Origin of the sequence: Haloactinopolyspora sp., assembly GCF_027324685.1 — a bacterium.
Lineage (GTDB): Bacteria > Actinomycetota > Actinomycetes > Jiangellales > Jiangellaceae > Haloactinopolyspora.
On sequence record NZ_DAHVSH010000008.1, the window covers coordinates 82,937 to 101,942 of the forward strand.

Annotated in this window: 20 protein-coding genes; 6 read left to right on the forward strand and 14 right to left on the reverse strand. The window is 67.5% G+C overall.

What is annotated here, in order from left to right:
• Positions 1-89: 89 nt before the first annotated feature.
• Both M6444_RS01455 and M6444_RS01460 read right to left on the reverse strand, forming a co-directional pair.
• Positions 90-2,066 (reverse strand): hypothetical protein, encoded by a 1,977-nt coding sequence (locus M6444_RS01455; RefSeq protein WP_298322172.1) that lies wholly within the window; start codon positions 2,064-2,066, stop codon positions 90-92.
• A 36-nt stretch (positions 2,067-2,102) separates the two neighbouring features.
• Positions 2,103-2,381, reverse strand: coding sequence for a hypothetical protein (locus tag M6444_RS01460; RefSeq protein ID WP_298322174.1), 279 nt, complete (start codon positions 2,379-2,381; stop codon positions 2,103-2,105).
• Between the two features lie 188 nt (positions 2,382-2,569).
• Here M6444_RS01460 and M6444_RS01465 point away from each other — a divergent pair, with 188 nt between their 5' ends.
• Entirely contained in the window at positions 2,570-3,052 is a 483-nt protein-coding gene (locus M6444_RS01465; protein ID WP_298322176.1) for a hypothetical protein, read from the forward strand.
• A 72-nt stretch (positions 3,053-3,124) separates the two neighbouring features.
• Here M6444_RS01465 and M6444_RS01470 read toward each other — a convergent pair whose 3' ends face one another.
• The 5 genes from M6444_RS01470 to M6444_RS01490 form a co-directional block, all read right to left on the reverse strand.
• Positions 3,125-3,451, reverse strand: coding sequence for a hypothetical protein (locus M6444_RS01470; protein ID WP_298322178.1), 327 nt, complete (start codon positions 3,449-3,451; stop codon positions 3,125-3,127).
• A gap of 194 nt (positions 3,452-3,645) precedes the next feature.
• Complete coding sequence (locus M6444_RS01475; protein ID WP_298322179.1) at positions 3,646-5,214, reverse strand: GMC oxidoreductase; 1,569 nt, start codon at positions 5,212-5,214, stop codon at positions 3,646-3,648.
• A gap of 7 nt (positions 5,215-5,221) precedes the next feature.
• Positions 5,222-6,706 (reverse strand): aldehyde dehydrogenase family protein, encoded by a 1,485-nt coding sequence (locus tag M6444_RS01480; protein WP_363326196.1) that lies wholly within the window; start codon positions 6,704-6,706, stop codon positions 5,222-5,224.
• A 5-nt stretch (positions 6,707-6,711) separates the two neighbouring features.
• Positions 6,712-8,844 (reverse strand): choline BCCT transporter BetT, encoded by a 2,133-nt coding sequence (gene betT, locus M6444_RS01485; RefSeq protein ID WP_298322183.1) that lies wholly within the window; start codon positions 8,842-8,844, stop codon positions 6,712-6,714.
• Positions 8,845-9,023: 179 nt separating this feature from the next.
• A complete protein-coding gene (locus M6444_RS01490; RefSeq protein ID WP_298322185.1) occupies positions 9,024-9,887 on the reverse strand; it encodes a LysR substrate-binding domain-containing protein in 864 nt (287 codons plus the stop codon).
• A 208-nt stretch (positions 9,888-10,095) separates the two neighbouring features.
• Between M6444_RS01490 and M6444_RS01495 the strand changes: the two genes are divergently transcribed.
• Complete coding sequence (locus M6444_RS01495; RefSeq protein ID WP_298322187.1) at positions 10,096-11,841, forward strand: MFS transporter; 1,746 nt, start codon at positions 10,096-10,098, stop codon at positions 11,839-11,841.
• A 48-nt stretch (positions 11,842-11,889) separates the two neighbouring features.
• Positions 11,890-12,318 (forward strand): CBS domain-containing protein, encoded by a 429-nt coding sequence (locus M6444_RS01500; RefSeq protein ID WP_138977356.1) that lies wholly within the window; start codon positions 11,890-11,892, stop codon positions 12,316-12,318.
• Here the strand turns inward: M6444_RS01500 and M6444_RS01505 are convergent.
• Positions 12,293-12,541: a hypothetical protein gene (locus M6444_RS01505; protein WP_138977357.1), complete on the reverse strand. Its 249-nt coding sequence runs from the start codon at positions 12,539-12,541 to the stop codon at positions 12,293-12,295. The genes M6444_RS01500 and M6444_RS01505 overlap by 26 nt on opposite strands.
• 344 nt (positions 12,542-12,885) lie before the next feature.
• Here M6444_RS01505 and M6444_RS01510 point away from each other — a divergent pair, with 344 nt between their 5' ends.
• Positions 12,886-13,098: a hypothetical protein gene (locus M6444_RS01510; RefSeq protein ID WP_298322193.1), complete on the forward strand. Its 213-nt coding sequence runs from the start codon at positions 12,886-12,888 to the stop codon at positions 13,096-13,098.
• 31 nt (positions 13,099-13,129) lie between these two features.
• Here M6444_RS01510 and M6444_RS01515 read toward each other — a convergent pair whose 3' ends face one another.
• A complete protein-coding gene (locus M6444_RS01515; protein WP_298322195.1) occupies positions 13,130-13,279 on the reverse strand; it encodes a hypothetical protein in 150 nt (49 codons plus the stop codon).
• A 145-nt stretch (positions 13,280-13,424) separates the two neighbouring features.
• The gene (locus M6444_RS01520) at positions 13,425-13,631 is read right to left on the reverse strand and encodes a hypothetical protein (RefSeq protein ID WP_298322196.1); all 207 of its coding nucleotides are present in this window, start codon (positions 13,629-13,631) and stop codon (positions 13,425-13,427) included.
• Positions 13,632-13,797: 166 nt separating this feature from the next.
• Between M6444_RS01520 and M6444_RS01525 the strand changes: the two genes are divergently transcribed.
• Positions 13,798-14,625, forward strand: coding sequence for an aldo/keto reductase (locus M6444_RS01525; RefSeq protein WP_298322199.1), 828 nt, complete (start codon positions 13,798-13,800; stop codon positions 14,623-14,625).
• Here the strand turns inward: M6444_RS01525 and pip are convergent.
• The 3 genes from pip to M6444_RS01540 form a co-directional block, all read right to left on the reverse strand.
• Positions 14,618-15,589, reverse strand: coding sequence for a prolyl aminopeptidase (pip, locus tag M6444_RS01530; protein ID WP_298322201.1), 972 nt, complete (start codon positions 15,587-15,589; stop codon positions 14,618-14,620). The two genes, M6444_RS01525 and pip, sit on opposite strands and share 8 nt — an antisense overlap.
• Before the next feature lie 138 nt (positions 15,590-15,727).
• Positions 15,728-16,369 carry an NAD(P)H-binding protein gene (locus tag M6444_RS01535; protein WP_298322203.1) on the reverse strand — a complete coding sequence of 214 codons (642 nt, stop codon included), beginning with the start codon at positions 16,367-16,369 and terminating at the stop codon, positions 15,728-15,730.
• Between the two features lie 5 nt (positions 16,370-16,374).
• Positions 16,375-17,298: an EamA family transporter gene (locus M6444_RS01540; RefSeq protein WP_363326201.1), complete on the reverse strand. Its 924-nt coding sequence runs from the start codon at positions 17,296-17,298 to the stop codon at positions 16,375-16,377.
• Positions 17,299-17,387: 89 nt separating this feature from the next.
• On the opposite strand from M6444_RS01540, the gene M6444_RS01545 reads away from it, so the two are divergent.
• Entirely contained in the window at positions 17,388-17,915 is a 528-nt protein-coding gene (locus M6444_RS01545) for a MarR family transcriptional regulator (RefSeq protein ID WP_298322207.1), read from the forward strand.
• Here M6444_RS01545 and M6444_RS01550 read toward each other — a convergent pair.
• A complete protein-coding gene (locus tag M6444_RS01550; RefSeq protein WP_298322209.1) occupies positions 17,912-18,967 on the reverse strand; it encodes an aldo/keto reductase in 1,056 nt (351 codons plus the stop codon). The two genes, M6444_RS01545 and M6444_RS01550, sit on opposite strands and share 4 nt — an antisense overlap.
• Between the last annotated feature and the right edge of the window lie 39 nt (positions 18,968-19,006).

The window sequence follows — 19,006 nt, forward strand, 5'->3', positions numbered from 1 at the left end:
CGCCGAGCGACCTCGTCGTCAACGGTCGGAGCTGACGGCGCCGACGGTCTCGCTGATCGCCATCCGCGCCTGATTCGACTGATCCACGTCTACTTGCTCGGTGTCCACTCTTCGCCGAGGCCCCAGGACTCCACCGTGTGCTCGGCGTTGTCCTGGCCGCCGAGGAACACGCCGGCTCCATGATCGACTTTGTCGTCGAACGGGGTCCCGTCGCCGGTGTTGTTGGCGTCTGTCCACTCGGCAAAGGCACGCATCGCCTCTTCACTCTTGGCGATGTCCTCCACCGGGAGTAGGTTCCCGTTCTCGTCAGTGATCTCGTCCGGCAGTTCGGTGTGTGGGTAGTCGGCGTCCAGCAATGCCTCGGCGACCATGTAATGCATCGTCAAAGCCATCTGGTGATCTTCGGCTTCGACCTGATCGACCCGCGTCTCGCCGCCTTCGGTGTAACTCGACAGACCCTTCCCGACGACGTACGTGAACGCCTTCCAGCCGAGCTTTGGAGCAATCGTCTGTGGCGTGGGAACTTTCCCCAGACCGAACGTCAGGACCTGGGCGATACCCTCGCGAATCGCCTTGTCACGTTCGTCCATGTCGCCACGAACGTCGAGCATCGCGGTGTTCTGCAAACCCGCGAGGTTACCGAAGGCCGTCATCATTTTCTCGAACTGACGCGGGTCCGGCTCGCCATCCTCCTGCGCTCGCTGGTCGCCACCGGCCGCCTGAGACGGCAACAACTCGAACATCTCACCCATGGCTTCATCGAACGGCGCCATCAGCTCGTCGGTGTCAGCGAAACCGTGGAGGAATCGATAGGTGTCCTCCGGCGACAGGTAAAAGGCCGGGTCCACGTTGTAAAGGCCGTCGAAGTTGTCCGGCGCAGACATCGAAGAGTCGCGGAACTTCGCATCGTCCATGCTGGCGCCGGTCAAGATCTCTTGCCGATACGACGCTGCCAGCTCACCCATGTGCTGCTTGATGCCCCAAGGGACCTCCGGATGCTCCCCGGCGGCGAGCATGAAACTGAACGCGAACTGGGCGGCTTCGTCGCTGTGGTCGCGCCAATACTCGTCGTTGACGCCGGCGCCGGAGTTGATGGCCCGTCCGAACGCATCCGCGACATCGTCGTTACCGACCGACCCGCAATAGCCGAACACGGAATCGACGACGTCACTCATGTCGCCGGGCATCCCGTTGATGACGTTGCGCGAGGCTTCCGGGTGGTTGCCCAAGGCTCCGAACGCGAGCGCGATCACGTCATCGGGAAGGCCGGCGTTCCCGGCAACATTGCCGCCGCCCCGGTAGTCGAAGTTGTTGTTCTCGCCGAACTGATCGAGACCGTTCGCGGTCACGGCATTCTCGACGAACTCTTGATCGAAGTTCCCGCTCTGCATCAGCGCCAGCCGACCCCACGCCACCGGCGTGACCAGGTTGCCGTCGTGAGTCGGCGCGGTAGTGAATTCCTCGACGAACTCGGTGAACTCTGCGCTCGGGTCGGTGTCCATGGTGGCGGCACCCAACCCTCGGCTGAAGGCCTGGATGTCCTCCTGCATCGTCTCGCTCCCTGTTTCGTACATCAGGGAGATCAACTGTTCGGCCTGTTGCACGCCAAGGCGCCCGAAAAACTCCGACATGATATCCGGATCACTGGTGTCCAGTTCCCCAGCCACATCGTGGATGATCTCGGCCAGCTCGGCGTCGGTGTATCCGTGATTGTTGATCCGGTCGGCGAGATCGCGTGCCTCGCTGAGTTCGTCTTCCGTTGGCAACGTCACGGGCTCGAACACCGAGGCCGACAACTCGTCGGGTTGGCCGCCGTGCGCCACCTTCGCCAAGCTCAAGCGACGCCTGAGCATCGGAAGCTCGTCTTCGACCCAGTCGAAGATCGTCAAGAGCTCTTTGGCGTCACTCGTGTCGACGCCATCGGCTTCCATCCCTGACTTGATCCCCGAGACCTCGTCGTGTGAGTCTTCGGATCGGCGTTCGAGCGTCGAGATCATCTCCTCGAACGACTCCACATAGATGCTGGAGTAGTTGCTCGCGCCCCCGTCGTCCTCGGTTGGCCCCATGTGTCGCCCCTGTCCCCTGTGTACGTAGCGTTCGCCCTACTCCGTGGAGTCGCCCGATTCGCCGACCTCGCTCATTCGCGCCTCGATCGCGTCGATCATGCCGTCGACCAGCCCCGGAATTCGGCGATGACGGCCCGCGACCTCCTCGGCCCAGGGAGTGGCTGCTGCTGAACCTGTCCACGTGTCACCTTCGTCCATGCGATTCTTGGCGTCCTTCAACGCCTCCTCGATGGAGTCCCGATTGTTCGTGACGCGGTCTTTGAGGTCCTTCAGCCGCTCATATTCCGGATTGGTGGACTCATCGTCACCGCACATGGCTCTCCGTTCGCACTCCAGTGCCCGACGCAAGTAGGTGTGCAAAACCTACCGCATGACTTGAAGAATGGCTTCCTGGGCGCCGTTTGATCATTACGGGTGCGGCAACAGGCCGGACTGTCCGTTACAGTGACCGCTGATCACGTGAACAAGGCGGCCGCGGATCCGCGGCACGGAGGTGGAGAAGTATGCGGGCGCGTCCGCAGGCCCTCGTCGTTGTTTTCCTCGCCGTCGGCCTGAGTGCCTGCCAGAGTGGTCCTGACCTGGACGAGATCGCCCCGCAGTTCGAGCAGGACGCGACCACGATCTTCGATTATCTTGTCGATCAATACAGCGCTGACCCGGAAGCTGCCGAGATCGTCGACGACGGTAGCGAGGACGTCCCGTGCGACGAAGGCGCGCGCCGCAAGTTCGAAGCGACGTTCCCCATGATGGACGGCGAGCCCGACAGCAACCTGGACCTCTTCGCCAGCGGCGTGTTCGCCAGCTTCAACGTCAACGATCCCGACTACTACACGGTCTCCGAAGTCGGTGAGCCGGACGACCTCGGCGGCGAACGCACCTTCCGCGCCACCAACGACGACGAAACCATTTCATTCGAGGTGCGCGCGGCCGGTGAGCCGGGCAGCGAAGTCGTCATCACCGGCCAGACGACGTGTGCAAACGTCTAGAAACGGGCTTACCGACGATCACCCCGCGGGCCGCTACCCGGATCCAAGACTCAGCTCTCGTGACGGGCGTCGTCAGAGGTCGGAGTTGACGGCGCCGACGGCCTCGCTGATCGCCATCCATGCCGTGAACGCCAACGCGCCACCCTCGAACCACACCAACCGGCGGTCCCACCGGCCCGAGCCGGCAGCCGCGCGCCGCACGAGCATCAGACCAGCACCGAGGTTGAGCGCACCCCAGGCCACGTTCACCGCCGGCGACGAGCGCCGCCCGGCCAGCGGCGTCAGGTGCTCGTGTCCCGCCACGCCGCTGGCCAGGTGCGGCACGCTGTTGGCGACCAGCGCTCCGGCGATGAACGATTTCCACTGCGCGGACAACGGCATGGCCGAACGATTCAGCAATCGGCTCCTGCCTGTCAATCCGCGCGGGTCTGCCTACCAGAACCAGCCCCTGCATGCAGTGACCCGCTGTTCAGATGCACCCCTGCAGCCGTGGTCGCCGCCTGCGCACACCACCAGGGCTTGTGCAGGTCCACCACCCTGGCACGGGTGGTGGACCAGGCAATTACCAAGTGAACATGATCATTCGACGAGGGTCAGGCGCGGGCAGCAGACTTGATGAGGTCGGCGCAGCGTTCGCCGATCATCATCGTGGTGATGTTCGGGTTGACGGTCGTCAGCTCGGGCATCACCGAGGCGTCGGCCACGCGCAGCCCCGCCACACCCTTGACGCGCAACTCCGGGTCGAGCGGGGAGCTGTCGTCGTCGGGCGCGCCCATCCGCACCGTGCCGGCCGGGTGGTAGACGGTGTTGTGCGTGCGCTTGATGTAATCGGCGATCTCGTCATCGGTCTGCACGTCCGGCCCCGGGTACAGCTCTGCGCCGGCCCAGTCCGCCATCGCCGGCTGCGAGACGATCCGCCGGGCCAGCTTGATGCCGGCCACCATGACGCGCATGTCGTGCGGATCGGTGAAGTAACGCGGATCGACCTTGGGCTTGTCGCGGAAATCGATGCTGCGCAGCCGGACCGTCCCACGCGAGCGGGCGTGCGTCACATTGGGCGTCAAGCAGAAACCGTTCTCGGTGGTCGGGTAGCCCTGCCGCAGCGTGTGCATGTCGAACGGGACCGAACCGTAGTGAAACATCAGGTCGGGGCGGTCCAGGCCGTCCTCGGTGGTGGTGAAGATGCCGATCTCCCACCATTGGGTGGACGTCGACGGCATCGGCTGCTTCGCCTCCCACTGGATGACGCCCTCGGGGTGGTCCTGCAGGTTCGATCCGACACCCGGCGCGTCGACGATGACGTCGATGCCGAACTCACGAAGATGCGACGCCGGACCGATTCCGGACAGCATCAGCAGCTTCGGCGAGTCGATGGCGCCCGCGGACAGCACCACCTCACGGCGCGCGGAGATGCGCCGGGTGTGGATCAGGTCGGGGTCGAGCACGTCCACCCCGGTGCAGCGACCGCCCTCGATCACCAGCTTCTTCGCCCGCAACCCGGTCAGCAGCGAGAAGTTCGACCGGTTCCCGATGATCGGGTGCAGATACGCCACCGACGACGAGGCGCGTACGCCGTCCTCGCGGACGTTGATCTGGAAGAAGTTGGCGCCGTTGACGACGGTCTCACCGCTGTTGAACCGGACCCGCGGGATCCCGGTCTGCTCGCACGCGTCGAGCAGGGCCACCCCGCACGGGTCGGACGGCGGCACCGTACGGATCCGCACCGGACCGTCGGTGCCGTGGTGTTCTCCGCCGTCGGCGTTGTTCTCCAGCCGGCGGAACAGCGGGTAGGTGTTGGCCGACTCCCAGCCGGTCGCACCGTACTTCATCGCCCACTCGTCGAGGTCCTCGCGCGGGGCCCAGAACGCGATGCAGGAGTTGTGCGACGAGCAGCCGCCGAGCACGCGGGCGCGGGCATGACGCATGAACGAGTTGCCGTTCTCCTGCTCCTCGATCGGGTAGTCCCAGTCATAGCCGGACTCCAGTAACGCCATCCACCGGTCGACCTGCAGGATCGCATCGTCGCCGACATCGCTCGGACCTGCTTCGACCAGCGCGACCGTGACGTCGGCGTCCTCACTGAGTCGAGCGGCCACCGCCGCTCCGGCGGACCCGCCGCCGACGACGACGTAGTCGTACTCCTCGATGCCGACCTCGCTCATGACGCGCTCACCCTTCCCGGTCCGGGAACCATCCGGTCACCTGTGGCTTGATGTTCTGGTAGATGTGCTTGGCCTCTTGGTACTCGGCCAGGCCAGTCGGCCCGAGCTCGCGCCCGATGCCGGATTCCCCGAACCCGCCCCATTCGGCCTGTGGGAGGTACGGGTGGAAGTCGTTGATCCAGACGGTACCGTGGCGCAGCCGCTGCGCCACCCGCTGCGCCTTGCCCGCGTCCTGCGTCCAGACGCCGGCCGCCAGGCCGTAGCGGGTGTCGTTGCCGATCCGGACGGCCTCGTCCTCGGTGGTGAACGTCTCGACCGTCACCACCGGCCCGAACCCTTCGTCCACCACCACCGACATGCCCGAGCGGACGCCGTCGAGCACGGTCGGTGCGTAGTAGAAGCCGTCGGCCAGGTCTCCCTCGCCCCAGGTGCCGCCGCAGCGCAGGATCGCGCCTTCCTCGACTCCGCGGCGTACGTACTCGGTCACCTTGTCCCGGTGTGCTGCGGAGATCAGCGGGCCGGTGTCGGCGGAGTCGTCGAACGGCCCGCCCATCCGGATGCCCTTCGCCCGGCGAACCAGCTCGTCGACGAACACATCGTGGATCGATTCTTCGACGACGAGGCGCGCTCCGGCCGAACACACCTGGCCAGAGTGGACGAAAGCCGCGTTCAGCGCGTTGTCCAGCGCGGCGTCGAACTCAGCGTCGGCGAACACGACGTTGGGGTTCTTCCCGCCGAGCTCGAGTGCGACCTTCTTCACCGTCGACGCGGCCGCGGCAGCGATCACCCGCCCGGTGTGCAGCCCGCCGGTGAACGACACGAGGTCGACGTCCGGGCTCTCGGACAGCGGCGCTCCAGCTTCCGGACCCGGCCCGAGCACCAGGTTCGCCACCCCGGCCGGGACACCGACGTCGGTGAGGACCTCCATCAACAGCATCGCGGTGTGCGGGGTCAACTCGCTGGGTTTGAGGACGAACGTGTTGCCTGCGGCCAACGCGGGCGCGACCTTCCACGCCGCCTGCAGCAGCGGGTAGTTCCACGGCGAGATCAATCCGCAGACACCGACCGGTTCGTAGGCGATCCGGCTGACCACCGAGGCGTCGCCGGCGTCCACGAGGCGCCCGGCTTCGAGACCGGCGAGTTTGCCGTAGTAGTCGAAGCAGTTCGCGATGTCGCTCATGTCGATCCGGCTCTCGACGATGCGCTTGCCGGTGTCGAGTGATTCCGCCCGGGCGAACTCTTCGGAGCGTTCGCGCAAGGCCGCGGCAACGCGCAACAGCAGATCGCCTCGCTCGGGGGCCGGCGTCCTCGGCCACGGGCCGTCGTCGAACGCCCGACGTGCTGCCTGGATCGCGCGCTCGGTATCGTCGCGCCCGCCTTCGGACACCACACCGACCAGGGCGCCGTCCGCCGGACACCGGATCTCGCGGACCGCTCCGGACTTCGCTGCCTCCCAGCGACCATCGATGAACAGCGTCTGACTCATCACCATGCTCCTCACGCCTGTCCGGCCGGCCGTTTCCCGCCGGAACCGGGCTCGTCATCCATGGTCTCTGCTGCCGTCGTGCCGTCGGAACCCAGGGTCGATTCGTTCGCCGAGTCGCCCCGGTTCAGCCGGAGGAACTCGAGGTGCCGCTCGTACTGGTCGAGGATGTCCCCGATGAGCTGGTCCTTGCTGTACCCCATGACGTCGTAGCCCTGCCCGCCGTGGGCCAGGTGCACTTCGATACGGATGTGGGTCTCGTCGAAGCGTTGGGAACGGACCGCGAACGACGGCGTCAGCGCTTCGACCGGCTTCATGCGATAGGCGAACCGCTGTTCGTCGGCCAGGTCGACCAGCAGCTCGACGCTGGGCAATCCGAGACCGGGCGTGTCGCTCTCTTCCACGGTCACGTCGACGTCTCGCGCGCGCAACTCCTCGGCGACCTCGTGGACCGCCGGACGGCCCACGTCGTCGATGAACGCCGCGGCGGCGCGCCGGCCGGGGAAGCTCGTCGCCCGCTCCAGCCGCTGGCGCCACGTTCGCGCCATCGCCCGTCCCTCGGCGGACGTGCGCACCGACAACGACGACGCCAGCGTGGCCCGGAACGCGGCGTCGCGATGCCGCTCCACCCGCAGCGCCCGGTACAGCCCCAGCATCAGTAGGAACATCACGAACGAGAACGGCAGCCCCATGATGATCGTGGCGTTCTGCAGGGTCGGCACACCGCCCACGATCAGCATGCCCAGGGTGAGCAGCCCCGTCGCGACCGCCCAGAAGACTCGGACCGGTGGCGAGGCGTCCGACGTGGACGACGGCAGTAGCGAGGTGAAGTTGCCCATGACCAGCGCCCCGGAGTCCGCCGAGGTCACGTAGAACAGCAGCCCGACGAACGTCGCGATGCTGGCGCTGAGCGTGACGCCCGGGTACTGGTCGAGCAGCGTGTAGAACGCCTGCTCGGGCTGGTTCATGGCGGTCTGGCCGAACTGCTCGTTCCCGTCGATGACGATGTCGAGCGCACTGTTACCGAAGATCGAGATCCAGATCAGGATGAACAGGAACGGGATGATCAAGGTGGCAGCGACGAACTGGCGGATGGTCCGCCCGCGCGAGATCCGGGCCAGGAACAATCCGACGAACGGCGCCCAGGCGATCCACCACGCCCAGAAGAACAGCGTCCAGAGGTTCAGCCACTCGACGGGACGATCGAAGGCGAACGTGTCGAGCGTCATGCCGGTGAACCCGTTGACGTAGTCGCCGATGTTCATCACGACGGCGTTGAGCAGGAACACAGTGTCGCCGCTGAACAGGATGAACAGCATCAGCCCGATGGCCAGCAGGACGTTGAGCTCCGACAGCCGGCGGATGCCCTTGTCGACCCCGGTGACCACCGACACAGTCGCCATCGCCACCGCCACCACGATCAGCCCGATCTGGGCGGCGGTGCCTTCGGGGATGTCGAACAGGAACTTCAACCCGAAATTTAACTGGACCACGCCGATGCCCAGAGAAGTTGCGATCCCGAAGATCGTGCCCAGGACCGCAGCGATGTCGACGGTGTGTCCGATGCGGCCGTGGATCCGCTTGCCGAAGATCGGATAGAGCGCCGAGCGGATGCTCAGTGGCAGGTTGCGCCGGTAGGCGAAGTAGCCCAGCACCATGCCCATGAGGGCGTACATCGCCCAGCCGGTGATGCCGTAGTGGAACAACGTCCACACGACCGCTTGCCGCGCGGCCTCGATGGTCTCGCCGTCACCGGTCGGCGGTGCGAGGTACTGCGAGACCGGCTCGGAGACCGAGAAGAACATGAGATCGATGCCGATGCCCGCGGCAAAGAGCATCGAACCCCAGGTGAACAGGTTGAAGTCCGGCTTGGAGTGATCGGGGCCGAGCTTGATCTTTCCGTACCGCGATGTTGCGATGAAGATGACGAACACCAGGAAGATGGTCGCGGCGAGGAAGTAGTACCAGCCGAAGTACTCCGAGATCCAGGCGACGACCTCGCCGATCACCGTGGACGCGGAGTCGGGCGCGACCATGGCCCACACCGTGATCGCGATGATGCAGACCGACGATCCGTAGAAGACCACCGGGTTGACCCGGCTGGTTCGCGGGCTGGTGCCGGATGCCGCTGTGTCGGTTCGACTCATCGCATGCCTCCTGCCTGGGCAACGTGGTGGCCGACGTCACGGACAGCCCCGCCGACCGAGCCGGGTTTCACCGTATCGGCATGAGGCGTGCACGCCAGAGTCCTAGGACCGCCGTGTCGCTTGTCTCGACGGGCGAAGGCCTCGACCGAGACCGCGGTCGGGTTTGCGGCCGGGATCGGTCAGTCCTCCTGGGTCCGCGGCGCAACAGGCTGGCCGACGATCGCCGAGGCCAGTGCTTCGACCGGTTCTCGGGGTGCTCGCGGGTTCGCGACGAGGGTGAAGTCGACGTCGCCCAACTCCGGCAGGCCGAGCGAAGCCGGCAGCGCTTGCAGGTCGGGCGGGACCAGGCTGCTCGGGAACACCGCGACGCCGATTCCCGCGCGCACGGCCGCCAATACGCCGATGACCTGCAGCGTCTTACACGAGATGCGCCACGTGCGCCCGGACTCGGCCAGCACGCGCAAGGCCGTCACGCGGCTCACCGACGGCGCGGAGTAGGTGATGAGCGGAATGGGCTCGTCGGCGGCGATGCGAGTGCCGGGCAACCCGATCCACACCAATCGGTCGCGGCGCACCACGCGCCCTTCGGTCTCGCCGGGAGGCTCCTTGATGAAGACGAGGTCGAGTTGGTTGGCTGCCAGCCGGCGGCGCAACGCGCTGGTCTGAGCGACGGTGAGCTCGAGGTTGATCCGCGGATGCAGCTGCCGGAAAGCGCGCAGGACAGCCGGCAACTGCGCCAGCGCGAGGTCGTCGGCCGCACCGAAGCGCAGCCGCCCACGCATCGCCGAGCCGGTGAAGTACTCGGCGGCGTCGTCGTGAGCAGCAAGGATCGTGCGAGCGAAGCCGGCCATCGCCTCCCCGTTGTCGGTCAGCGCGACCGCTCGAGTGTCACGCTGCAGCAGCTGTCGACCGGCAGCGTCTTCAAGCCGCCGAACGTGCTGACTGACGCTGGGCTGGCTGATGCCGAGCTGCCGAGCAGCTTCGGTGAAGCTCAAGGTCGACGCCACCGCGAGGAACGTTCGTAGGTGGACGGGATCGAACATGGGCAAGCCTCCGGGACCGGCGTCGTCATCGTCGATTTATTGCGATGGCCTATGACACTAATAGCCTTTATCTGTTTTGCGAATTACTGTTCAGGAGCTAACTTGGATGTTGGTCCTGCCACTTGCGGGGCCAGCCCCCTTGATCCTTGACCTCGACCCAGCACGACCAAGGAAAGCCACAGTGAGCTCGGCGTCAGCCGCCCCGTCCATGTCCACCACTACGTCCACCACTACGTCCACCACGTCAGATCCCGAGTCGACCGTCACCACGTCCGCTACCACCACCAGCAAGCCCACCAGCTCCACGGGCAGCTCCACCGGCGATTCCAACGCTCCTACCGCTACGGCCGACCGCCGCGACAACGCCGCCGCGTCGGCTCCGCGCCCCGGTTGGCGCGACTCGTTCGCCGCGCTCCGTGCGCGCAACTACCGCCTCTACGTCAGCTCGCAGGTCCTGACCAATACCTGCGGCTGGATGCAGCGCATCGCCCAGGACTGGCTGATCCTCAGCCTCACCGGCAACGTCGCGCTCGTCGGGTTGACCGTCACACTCCAGTTGGGCCCGATGCTGCTGTTCGGGCTGTGGGGCGGTGTCATCGCCGACCGGTTCGACAAGCGGCGGGTGTTGATGATCACCCAGTCGCTGTTCGGCGTGTCCGCACTCGCCGTCGGGCTCCTGACGCTCACCGGCGTGGTGCAGCCCTGGCACATCCTCGCAAGTGCGGCATTCCTCGGCTTGGCGACCGTCGTCGACAATCCGGCCCGGCAGGCCTTCGTACCCGAGGTGGCCGGCCACCAGCACCTGCGCAGCGCCATCAGCCTCAACTCCACGGTGTTCCAAATGGGCGCCCTGGTGGGGCCAGCGCTGGCCGGAGCCGGCATCGCCGCTGTGGGCGAGGGCTGGGCATTCGTCGTCAACTCCGTCGCGTGCACCGCAGCCGTGCTGCTGCTCGTCGCCATGCGCCCGAACGAACTGTCGCGCCCTCCAGCTGTGCGGCGGGCCCGGGGCCAACTGCGTGAGGGCCTGCGCTACGTCTCCGGCAAGCCCGAGATCCTGTGGACTGTCGTGCTCGTCGGCTTCGTCGGCCTCACCGGGATCAACATGGCCACGGTTCTGGCGGCCTACGCCTACGACGTGTTCGACACCGGGTCCGGCGGCTTCGGCCTACTGAACTCCTGTCTGGCCGCAGGCGCGGTCGTCGGTGCTCTGGCTAACACCCGACGGCGCTCGCTGCGGCTGCGGCACCTGGTGTTCGGCGCTGCCGCGCTCGGCTGCCTCCAACTGCTCGCGGCGGGCCTGCGTTCCCAGGTCCTGTTCAGTGTGGTGCTGGTCAGTGTCGGCGCCGCAGCACTGCTGTACCTCACCGGCGGCAACACCCTGATCCAGACTTCGGTCGCGGCAACGATGCGCGGGCGCGTGATGGCGCTGTACATCCTGGTGTTCTTCGGCGCACAGGCCGCGTCCGGTTCGATCATCGGCTGGGTCGCGCACCATCACGGTGCGCCGTGGGCCATGGTGGCCTGCGCCTCCGGCCCGCTGATCGGCGCGCTGATCGTCGGTTCGATCCTGGCGCACCGGGGTGGCTTCGCTCCCAAGGTGATCCTGCGCGATCGCCCCGGGCGTGGCGTGATCTACGTCGTGTCGCGTGACGAGCTCGCCGCTCGCGCTCGGCAGGAGCCCAAGCCGTCGCGAACCGGCGAGGGTCCGCGACGACTGACCACCGGCGCCGGGGTCACCGCGGCGCTTCGCCGCCGAGGACGGCGGGTCCCCGTGCTCACGGCACCTCCACACCGTGCGCGCGTCCGTACCCGAAATGAACGCGGCGCTGAGCACCAGGGCGCCACGGCGCCGCGTGGCCAGCGCCGGTCGCAGAAGCTCAACCGAGCGCCGCTGCCGTCTCGCGTTCGGCGGTCAGCGCGTGGTCGCGCAGCCCAGCGCACAGGTGACCGTTAGCGTCTCGGCCTGCTGGGTACCACGCAGGGTCGCTGGGAGGAGGCACTCATGACCAGGACTCGCACCGTGGGAGAGCTGATGAGCTCCGACGTCGTCAGCGTGCCCACACACACGACGGTGGTCGCGGCGGCCGAGGTGATGCGCGAACACGACGTCGGCGACGTGATCGTGACCGCGAACGGCGTGGTGCGCGGTCTGGTCACCGACCGCGACCTCGTCGTCCGGGCGCTGGGCAACGGTCTGGACCCGATCACGACGGCGGTCGAAGACGTCTGCAGCATGGACATCGTCGGTGTTCAGGTCGATACCGACGCCGAGGACGCGGCGCTGACCATGCGCGACTTCGCCGTTCGGCGGCTGCCGGTGCTCGACGACACCGGTCACGCCGTGGGCATGATCTCCATCGGTGACCTCGCCGCCGCGCGAGAACCCGATTCCGCCCTGGCCGACATCAGCGAGGCGCCGCCGAACTGGTGACGTCGCCGACGCCGGCGTCGTCCGGTCCGTAGGTGCGACGCGGCAGTCGGACGACACGGCCCTCGTCGACGGCGACGTGCAGCGCGGCGCCGAATCGTCCCGGCCCCCAGTATCGGGCTCCGACCAGCCGGGCGAGCTCACTGCGGCGGGTCGGGCCGTGTTCGGCGAGCGTGCGGGCGACGATGTCGATCTCGCGGTCCAGGGCGCGCTCCTCCGCCCGCACGGCGGTGTCGTCAGTGCCCAGTCCCCAGGCGCGGCTGATCCCCCGTCCGGGCCCCGGCCGCCACCGGTGCAGTCCGGCGCGCGTGGACGTGCGAGCGTGGCTGCGCCGAGGGCGGGTCGAAGACGTACGACTCAGCTGAGCAGGCCCGCCACTTCGACGCCGAGGACCGCGCCGACATCGGGCGGCGCGCCCCGCTGCTCGGCATGTTTCCGTTACGGCTGGCGCATGCGTTGCGCCGCAGCTTGCGCTCGGGCGCGGGCGGGAGTGAGTGACGCTCGCGCTGCGCATGAACATACGCCGGCGGGGTACGTCTCTAGGCTCGACGGGACGAGAGGGAAGACATCATGCCTAAAGGACGCCATGCTCGTCGACGCGGCGAACGGCCGGATGAACGCCTGCCGACCGACCCGGACGGCGGCGACTTCGCCGAGGAGCACTCATCAACCACATTCGCTGACGACATGCCCGGTGGGCCTGAAGGCAAGCCGGAGCCGGAGACACCCTCGGGCGAGGGCGGGCCGGGCGGAATGGATCCGAAATCGTCGCCCAAGCGCTGAAGCTGATCCGTCATTGCTTCGCCGGGCCGCCTCAACGGTTTCGCCACGCACCGGCGGCGGCAGCATCACGCACGTAGGCCTCGAAGTCTTTCGGCGCTCGCCCCGTCACCTGCTTGATGTCGTCGTTGGGGGCGTCGTCCCCGACGGCGGCCAAGGCCTCGAATGCCCGCACGGCACCCACGGCTTCATCCCGCGGCCGTCCCGCTGACGTCATGGCCGCCAGATAGTCTTCCGGGGCACCGGAGAAGCGCACCGTCCAGCCCGTGGCACGGCTGATGATCTCGACCGCTTCACCGAACGACGCATGGGCCCGTCGGTTCGTGGGATCACCCGACGTGCCCCTCCTCGACGAGCGCCACGGCTGCCACGGCGGCGACAGCAGCCGCCCAGGTGCTGGGGTCCGCCCAGTCGAACCGGGCCGGCCCATGGCGCGACGCGGCGCGCACTGATCTGCCGCTCGCCGACAAGGTCGTGGCTACCCGCCGCCCGATGGACCCGGTGCCGCCGAGGACCAGAAGCAGTGACTCATTCATGGCCTCGAGTCAAACATCTGCCACCGACAGCCTTGCCGCGACGAAACCGGCGGCGGCCGAAGTCCACCGGATCGGTCGACGTTGGACCGACGGCACCGGACTGCTTAGCGTTGATCACAGAACGTCAATGGTGACCGCGATCTCGCGAAGGATGACGACACCCATCATGACTGCCATCCCCGACATCACACTCAACAACGGCGTCACGATCCCCCAGCTCGGCTTCGGCGTGTTCCAGATCGACCCCGCCGACACCCGCGACGCCACACTGGCCGCGCTCGACGTGGGCTATCGCCACATCGACACCGCCGAGCTCTACGGCAACGAGAAGCAGGTCGGTGAGGCCGTCCGGGCGTCCGGCCTCGACCGGTCCGAGGTGTTCGTGACCAGCAAACTGCGCAACGACGCGCACGCCTACGACGACGCCCTGAAGGCCTTCGAGCGCACGCTCGACGAACTCGACATCGACTACGTCGACCTGTTCCTGATCCACTGGCCGCTGCCGCGTAACGCCACCGACTACGTCGAGACGTGGCGGGCGATGGAGGAGATCCACCGCTCCGGCAACTGCCGCGCCATCGGCGTCTCGAACTTCCAGCCCGAGCACCTGCGCCGCATCGTCGACGAGACCGACACCGTGCCGGCGGTGAACCAGATCGAGGTCCACCCCTACCTGACCCAGGACGACGTGCGGGCCGTGGGGAAGTCGCTGGGGATCGCGACCGAAGCGTGGGCGCCCATCGCCAAGGGCAAGGTGAACGGCGACGACGTCATCGCGCGCATCGCCGAACGCCACGGCAAGACCCCGGCGCAGGTGACGCTGCGCTGGCACATTCAGCGCGGCGACATCGTCTTCCCGAAGACGGTGCGCCGCGAGCGGATGGAAGAGAACATCGACGTCTTCGACTTCGACCTGGACCCCGACGAGATCGCCGAGATCAGCGGGCTGAACCGGAACGAACGCACCGGCCCGCACCCCGACGAGCTCAACTGAGTCCTGACCGACCTGCCGGGTCGCCGAATCTCGAGGCGTACTCGGCGATGGCTGCACGAACGGCCGCGGCCATGTCCTCACCGCCGTGGCCGTCGTCGGCCACGACGAGGCGGCTGCCCGGCCACGCCCGGTGCAGCCGCCAGGCCGTGCGCAGCGGAGAACTCACATCCAGCCGGCCGTGGATCAGCACGCCGGGGATACCCTCGAGGCGGTGCACGCCGTCGTGCAGGTCGCGATTGCCGGTGAAGGCCGCGTGCTTCCAGTAATGGATGACCAGCGTGGCGAAGACCTGGCGGAACTGTGGATCCTCGAACCGCGGTGAGGGCCTGTGATCAGGCGCGAGCGACACATGGACGTCCTCCCAGGCACACCAGGCTGCAGCGGTGCGCTCGCGGACCTGCGGGTCCGGATCGGTGATGGCGTCGTAGTAGGCGTCGATGAGGCGCTGGCCCGGACGCCGTTCGACGGCGGAGGCGAACTGGTCCCACTCGCGCGGGAAGACGTTGCCCATCGCCTCGGTGATCCACTGCACTTCCGCCGCCGTGGTCGTGGTCACGGCGAACAGGATCAGCTCGGTGACTCGGGCCGGGTGCGCCTGCGCATGAGCCAGAGCGAGGGTCGTCCCCCACGATGCCCCCGTGACCAGCCAGCGATCGACTCCGCGGTGGGCTCTGAGCGCCTCGATGTCGGCCACGAGGTGCGCGGTGGTGTTCGTGCTCAGGTCTGCGCCTTCCTCGGTGACGAGTGGGTGGCTGCGACCACATCCACGCTGGTCGAAGCTGACGATCTGGAACACGTCGGGATCGAAGAGCCGCCGATATCCGGGCGTCAGTCCACTCCCGGGACCACCGTGCAGGTACAGCGCCGGGATGCCGTCCGGGCGGCCGGAGGCCTCCCAGTAGATCTGGTGTCCGTCGCCGACGGCCAAGTATCCGGACTCGAACGGCTCGATCGGGGGAAACACCCGGGCAGTGTAATCAGCGGCTGCGGGCCGCTCAGCGACCGTGTCGCGCACCGTGTGGCGATCATGAGCACGCTGCGGCGCTCCAGCGCCAGCAGCGCCTCATCAATCCAGGCACGAATCGCCAGTCTCCGCCGTGCATCAGTACCCGACGGTGAATCGGTCCCGTTGGTGCTTGGGCCGCTCGGCTTCGTCGAGCAGCGCGACCGCCAGGTCCTCGAGCGAAATCCACGACCGCCCGTCGGCATCGGTCACGAGCTCGTCCGAGCCGGTCCGGTACGACCCGGTGCGGGTGCCCGGCTCCATCGACGCCGGTGGGCTGAGGTAGGTCCACCCCACCGCGGTCTCCGCGCGGCACACCGCCAGCTGATCGTTGCAGGCCAGCGCGATGTCGCGGTATCCGGCCGAAAGGTAGCGCGGGTCGTCGAGGACGGTGACGCCAGGCGACCCGGGCACTTTCAGACTCGCGGCGCCGCCGACCACCAGCAGCCGTACGTCGGTACCGCGCAGCCCGGCCAGCAGCGACCTCGTCGTGGTCACCAACTCCTGCTCGCGGCCGTCCGGCGGCCGTGTCGCGCTGATGACGAGGTCGTGACCGGCGCTGACGGCAGCCACATCAGCCGTGCGCGCCGCATCACCGACCCATGTCCGAACACCTGCCGGGAGCCCCGGCACCCGCGCCTGGTCGCGGACGACCGCCGTGACGTCGTGGCCGCGCGCCAGCGCCTCGGCCATCGCTCGACTGCCGACCTGACCTGTGCCACCGAAGATCGCGATACGCATGTGACTCAACTCCTTGGGTGGAGGCCGACGAGACGTCGGGCCGTGGCTGGTGACAACTGGGCGGCGACGATGGACGTCAAGGCCAGCGCGAAGCCGCCCGCCTGAGCCCATGTCAGCGTTTCGTTCAGCACGAGCCACCCCAGGACGGTGGCGACGACGGGGGAAAGCAAGGGAAGGAACGATGTCGGCGCGACCGACAACCGGCTCAGGCCCTGGAACCACAACGTGTAGGCGATCAGCGTGCCGACGACGGCGAGCCAGGCGTATCCGGCCACAGCCGAGAGGTCGAGTGCCGGTGGCGCACCCTCGACCGCCAGCGCGAGCGGAGCCAGGAACAGCCCGCCTGCGGTGAGCTGCCAGCCGGTGAAGGTCAACACACCGACCGGGCGCCCCCAGCGTTTGAGCAGGACCACGCCGGCCGCCATGCCGGCCGTGCCGCTGAGGCCGGCGACGACGCCCACGACGTCCATGCCCCAGTTCCCGCGGAGCACCATCAGCCCGACGCCGACGACACCGGCCACGCCCCAGCCGATCCGCCACCGCGTCGGGCGTTCACTCAGCAGGCCGAAGGCCAGGGCCGCCACCAGCAACGGTTGGACCGCTCCCAGGGTGGCTGCCACGCCGCCGGGAAGCCGGTAGGCCGCGACGAACAGCAGCGCGAAGAACGCTCCGATGTTGAGCATGCCGAGCACGCTCGCGCGCCACCACCACTGTCCCGACGGCAGCGTCCGCGTGATGGCCAGCAACACCAGCCCGGCCGGCAGGGCCCGGATCGCCGCGGAGAGCATCGGGCGATCCGGCGGCAGGAGTTCCGTCGTCACCAGGTACGTGGTGCCCCAGGTCGCCGGGGCGATCGCGGTCAGCGCGACGAGACCGCCGGTGCGCACCGGACCGACGGACGCCGGAGGGTCGGCGGTGTGGGTCGTCATCATGACTCCTCAACATTGAACTATTTAACGTTGAGGATCGTAACCACTATGTTAGCGTGACGTCAAACAGTTCAACGTTGAGGTGTTTGATGACTGACAGCGTCGACGTGTATCTGCAGCAATGGCGCACCCAGCGCCCCGACATCGACCCGTCGCCGATGGGGATCATCGGCCGGATCTCACGTGCGCAGCTGTTTCTGGGCCGCGAGCTGCAGAAGAACTTCGCCGCGCATGGCCTGCAGTCCTACGAGTTCGACATCCTGGCGACGCTGCGTCGGTCCGGGCCCCCGTTCCGACTCACCGCCGGAGACCTGGTCAAAACGTCGATGGTCACCTCAGGTGCCATCACTCACCGCATCGACCGCCTCGCGGCCAAGGAGCTCGTGACCCGCGAAACCGACCCCGCCAACCGGCGCAGCGTGCTGATCACGCTCACCGACCAGGGCCGGCGCCTGGTCGACGACGTCGTGGTGCATCACGTCGACCGAGAGATGCAGCTGCTCAGCGGTCTCGACGAGGACGAACGTGAGCAACTGGCCGCACTGTTGCGCAAGCTGCTCCTCGGCCTCGGCGACACTGCCCCCTCCGTGCCGCCCGGAGCAGCACCGCCTGCCTAGACCGCCGCTCGCTCGGCCAACGGACGCCGTCGCCGGCCGGGATCGGTCAGGACCGGCCGGGTCCAGCCGCCGTCCGCGGTGTACATGTCCGTCCCGGGCGGCACGATCTGGTCGATCCGGTCCAGCACGGCGCCGTCGAGCGCCAGCGAAGCGCCCTTGAACAGGTGCTCGGCCTGCTCTATGGTCCGCGGGCCGATGATCACCGAGGTCACCGCCGGGTGCGCGACGACGAAGGCGACGGCCAATTGGGGCAGCGTGCAGCCGACCTCCTCGGCGAGCTCGACGAGTTGCTCCACGATCTCGAGCTTGGTGACGTTCTCCGGGATCGACGGGTCGAAGCGTTCCGGGTTGAGTGCCGCCCGCCCGGAGCTCAGGTCGACCGGCTGGCCCTTGCGGTACCGACCGGTCAGGAAGCCCGCAGCGAGAGGCGACCACGTCAGTACGCCCATGCCGTACTCCTGGCACACCGGCAGTACCGATGCCTCGATCCCACGGGCCAGGATCGAGTACGGCGGCTGCTCGGTGCGGAAGCGGCCCAGGCCGCGGCGCTCGGCGGCGTGCTGGGCCTGCACGATCTGCTCCGCGGGAAACGTGGAGCAGCCGAAGGCCCGGATCTTGCCCTGCTGCACCAGATCGCTGAGCACCCACAGCGTCTCTTCGATGTCGGTGGACTCGTCCGGACGGTGTACCTGATAGAGGTCGATCCAGTCCGTGTTCAGCCGCCGCAGGCTGTCCTCGACCGCCTGGGTGATCCAACGCCGCGAGCTTCCGCCCCGGTTGGGTCCCTCGCCCATGGGAAAGTGCACCTTGGTCGCCAGGACGACGTCGTCTCGGCGGCCGGCCAGGGCCTTGCCGACGATCACCTCTGACTCACCGGCGGAGTACACGTCCGCGGTGTCGACGACGTTGATGCCCTGATCGAGCGCGGCGTGAATGATCCGCACGCAGTCGTCGTGGTCAGGATTTCCGGCTGAGCCGAACATCATGGCACCGAGGCAGTGTGCACTGACCTCGATACCCGTGCCGCCCAGTACTCGATGGCGCCGTGTCATGCGCGGCAAGCTAGGGCTTCGAGCGCGCTCGAAGTCATC

Excerpts from the sequence above, each read along its gene's own strand:
- M6444_RS01525 (WP_298322199.1), top strand. The coding sequence starts at position 13,798 with ATGACTGCCATCCCCGACATCACACTCAACAACGGCGTCACGATCCCC.
- betT (WP_298322183.1), bottom strand. The coding sequence starts at position 8,844 with ATGAGTCGAACCGACACAGCGGCATCCGGCACCAGCCCGCGAACCAGC.
- M6444_RS01535 (WP_298322203.1), bottom strand. The coding sequence starts at position 16,369 with ATGCGTATCGCGATCTTCGGTGGCACAGGTCAGGTCGGCAGTCGAGCG.
- M6444_RS01540 (WP_363326201.1), bottom strand. The coding sequence starts at position 17,298 with ATGACGACCCACACCGCCGACCCTCCGGCGTCCGTCGGTCCGGTGCGC.
- M6444_RS01465 (WP_298322176.1), top strand. The coding sequence starts at position 2,570 with ATGCGGGCGCGTCCGCAGGCCCTCGTCGTTGTTTTCCTCGCCGTCGGC.
- M6444_RS01510 (WP_298322193.1), top strand. The coding sequence starts at position 12,886 with ATGCCTAAAGGACGCCATGCTCGTCGACGCGGCGAACGGCCGGATGAA.
- M6444_RS01500 (WP_138977356.1), top strand. The coding sequence starts at position 11,890 with ATGACCAGGACTCGCACCGTGGGAGAGCTGATGAGCTCCGACGTCGTC.
- M6444_RS01520 (WP_298322196.1), bottom strand. The coding sequence starts at position 13,631 with ATGAATGAGTCACTGCTTCTGGTCCTCGGCGGCACCGGGTCCATCGGG.
- M6444_RS01545 (WP_298322207.1), top strand. The coding sequence starts at position 17,388 with ATGACTGACAGCGTCGACGTGTATCTGCAGCAATGGCGCACCCAGCGC.
- M6444_RS01480 (WP_363326196.1), bottom strand. The coding sequence starts at position 6,706 with ATGGTGATGAGTCAGACGCTGTTCATCGATGGTCGCTGGGAGGCAGCG.
- M6444_RS01455 (WP_298322172.1), bottom strand. The coding sequence starts at position 2,066 with ATGGGGCCAACCGAGGACGACGGGGGCGCGAGCAACTACTCCAGCATC.
- M6444_RS01495 (WP_298322187.1), top strand. The coding sequence starts at position 10,096 with ATGTCCACCACTACGTCCACCACTACGTCCACCACGTCAGATCCCGAG.
- M6444_RS01460 (WP_298322174.1), bottom strand. The coding sequence starts at position 2,381 with ATGTGCGGTGACGATGAGTCCACCAATCCGGAATATGAGCGGCTGAAG.
- M6444_RS01490 (WP_298322185.1), bottom strand. The coding sequence starts at position 9,887 with ATGTTCGATCCCGTCCACCTACGAACGTTCCTCGCGGTGGCGTCGACC.
- M6444_RS01475 (WP_298322179.1), bottom strand. The coding sequence starts at position 5,214 with ATGAGCGAGGTCGGCATCGAGGAGTACGACTACGTCGTCGTCGGCGGC.
- M6444_RS01550 (WP_298322209.1), bottom strand. The coding sequence starts at position 18,967 with ATGACACGGCGCCATCGAGTACTGGGCGGCACGGGTATCGAGGTCAGT.